Source organism: Mycobacterium sp. IDUB_19 (assembly GCF_055419445.1).
Map to the genome: position 1 here is coordinate 1 of NZ_JBVAXR010000107.1, position 3,055 is coordinate 3,055.

At 61.7% G+C, this 3,055-nt stretch carries 1 pseudogene; it reads left to right on the plus strand.

The window, feature by feature from the left end:
• Nucleotides 1-69: 69 nt before the first annotated feature.
• A pseudogene (locus tag ACZY0B_RS27095) lies at nt 70-3,055 on the plus strand (BTAD domain-containing putative transcriptional regulator); the annotation flags it as partial.

Here is a 3,055-nt window from a genome sequence, read left to right on the forward strand (position 1 = left end):
GCTGCCGAACGCGCGGCCAGCCTGTATGAGCGGAAAGGTGCTGCGGCACTTGCCGATAAGGCGCGTTCCATGCTCGATGAGCGTGTCGTTCCGCCGGTGGCCCCGGCAGTGCCCGAAGTACCGAACCTCGAGTTGGACAACGCGGCCGTGCGAGTGGGCGAACGGGTGATGGATGCTATTCATCGCCAGGCCTGGGACGAGGTCGATCGGCTATTCGCACCCGATGCCTCGATCGAGAGTCGCCGGAAGGTCGTCGGTGTCACGCTGCCATCCGATGCGGTGCGCCTGGGGATAAGGCGCGAGGTCGAGATGGGCACCGCGCGAATCGATTACGTCATGATCGCGGCGCGCGGAGAGCGGCTGGCTTTATCTCGATTGATAACGAGCAGTGCCGACGTGAGTCCTGGTGCGCCCTACGACGAGCTACTTCAGCTGTACGCCATCGACGAAACAGGCCGGGTCGCAGTGCAGATCTGGTTCGACGTCGAGGATTTGGACGCCGCGATGGCCGAACTCGACTCCCTACAAGCCCGATTCGAGGAAGAACGCTCATATAAAGAGCAGCGCTTGGAGAACACGGCGTCGCGCGTATTCGAAAACGAATGGTCGCATTTTGCAGCCCGGGACTGGGATGCCTTGGCCGAGCTCGTGGCGTACAACTATTCGGGAATCGATCACCGAAGCGTCGTGAGAGCCGAGAATCAACATGGTCGGGATGTTGTGATCAAAGATTTGCAAGCGGCCGCAGACGTCGGCTTCAGGATATCGATGGTGAGCGCCATCGCAATCCGCGGCGAGCGTCTCGTCCTCGCACGTGTTCGCGCCTCCGGCCACGATCCCGAGGCCATTCAAAACGATGCCCTCAATGTCGTGGAGATCGACGCCGACGAGAGGATCGTGGCGGCCGTTACGTTCGACCTCGAGGACTTCGACGCGGCCATCGCCGAACTCGATGCCCGTTACCTCGGCGGCGAAGCCGCGGCCCATGCGCGGACCTGGTCGGTGATCACGGGAACCTATGCCGCGGTCGGCCGGCGCGAATTCCCCGCGATAACGCCCGATTGCGTGACTATCGATCATCGTCGGACGACACCTTTTGGGCCTGGCGAACTTTCCGCAACTATCCGTGCCGGGTGGGACCTTGGGAACATCCGACCCTACATCGAGGTCGTGCACCGGCTGAGCGACCTCGGAGCGGTTTGCAGCTATGCGGCGCATGGTGTTTCGCACCAAGGCTTTGACGCCGAGTGGCAGGGCGTCAACGTTGTCACGGTTGACGGCGAGATGGTCAACCACACCGAATTCTTCGATGAGGCAGACCTGAACGCAGCGATCGCGCGGTTTGAGGAACTCAGCCCGCCGAGACAGCGATTGGAAAACGCAGCAACCCAAGCAGCGGAACGTCTTCGAACATGTTTCGCGGCACGCGACTGGGATGGGTTGGCCAAGATAATGGCCGAAGACATTGTCGCTGACGATCGTCGTCGAATCGTGGGCACCGGCATTCGCCGCGGAAGGCAGGCGAACGTATCCGACATCCGCGTGGGTGCCGAAATCGGAACCGAAGACATAACGCCAAGCTTCATCGCCACCCGCGGACAACGCCTTTCACTTGACCGAGCCCGCTTTTCCGCTAGCGATGGGCCAGCTGCGGGTCTCAATATGGAGCTCCTTCGCATTGTCGAGGTCGACAGCCACAACCAGATGACGCGTTGCGTCATGTTCGACGTCGACGACATCGACGCCGCCTTCGCGGAGCTCGATGCCCGATATCTCGCCGGCGAGGCGGCCGCTCACGCACACACGTGGTCCGTCGTCGCAGCTGCTTACGCCGGTTTCAACCGGCGCGAGCTTCTCGCGACTACGCCCGATTGGGTCAACATTGACCACCGTCGGGGAGCAGCTTTCGCCCCCGGTGACATGATCGCGTACCTCCAAGCGGCATGGGACGACTCGCCTGACACCAAGATCAACATCGAGGCCGTGCATCGGCTCAGCGAGATCGGAACGGTCGTTACCCATCTGTCGCGTGGGATCTCACAACAGGGCTTCGACGCCGAGTGGCGTGATGTCCACGTGCTGGCGGTGGAAGGCGATCTGCTCAGCCGCTCCGAGCTATTCGACGAGGCCCACCTGGACGCAGCGATCGCGAAATTCGATCAGCTCAGCCGGCCGGCACCCCCGCGAGGAAATGCGGCAAGTCGAGTTTACGAGCGCATGTGGGAGTACTTCAGAGCCCAGGATTGGGTAGAAATAACCGGCTTGGTGGCCGACGACGAGTTGATCGACGATCGCCGGCGAGTGGTGAATGGCGGTGTGCGGCACGGCCGCAATGCCGGAATCCAAGAGTTGCAGGCGGCCGCCGACATCGGCTTCGCGATAAAGATGTTGGGCGTCAAGGCGACCCGCGGCGAACGTCTCGCTTTGATGCGTGTTCGCGCCTCGGGGCGCGATCCCGGTGCGATCCAAAACGATGTCTTGCAAGTCGTCGAAATCGATGCTGACGAACAGATCGCGGGAGTGATCACATTTGACGTTGACGACATTGATGCTGCATTCGAAGAACTCGACAACCGTTATCTCATCGGCGAAGCGGCAGCCTATGCAGGCGCGTGGTCGGTCATCACGGCGAGTTACGCAGCAATCAATCGACATGAGCAGCCAGCGACAACGGCGGATTGGGTCGACGTCGACCACCGACGGGAGATCGCGATGCGACCCGGGGACTTGGCGGCGTATTTCGAGGCAGGATCGGACCCGAACCAAGACATCACTACTTATGTCGAGAATGTGCATCGGCTGAATAGCGTTGGGGCAGTCGTGATTTACGCCGCGCAGGAAACGTCGCGAGAAGGCTTCAACGCCGAGTGGCGCGGAGTCGCCCTGTTGACGGTCGACGGTGACATGGTCAAGCGCAGCGAGGTATTCGATGAGGCGGACCTCGACGCCGCGATTGCGAGGTTCGACCAGCTCAGCCAACCGGCACCACGACTGGAAAACACGGCAAGCCGGGCCAACGCGCGCTGCCTTGCGAGCGTCACCGCGCGCGACTGGG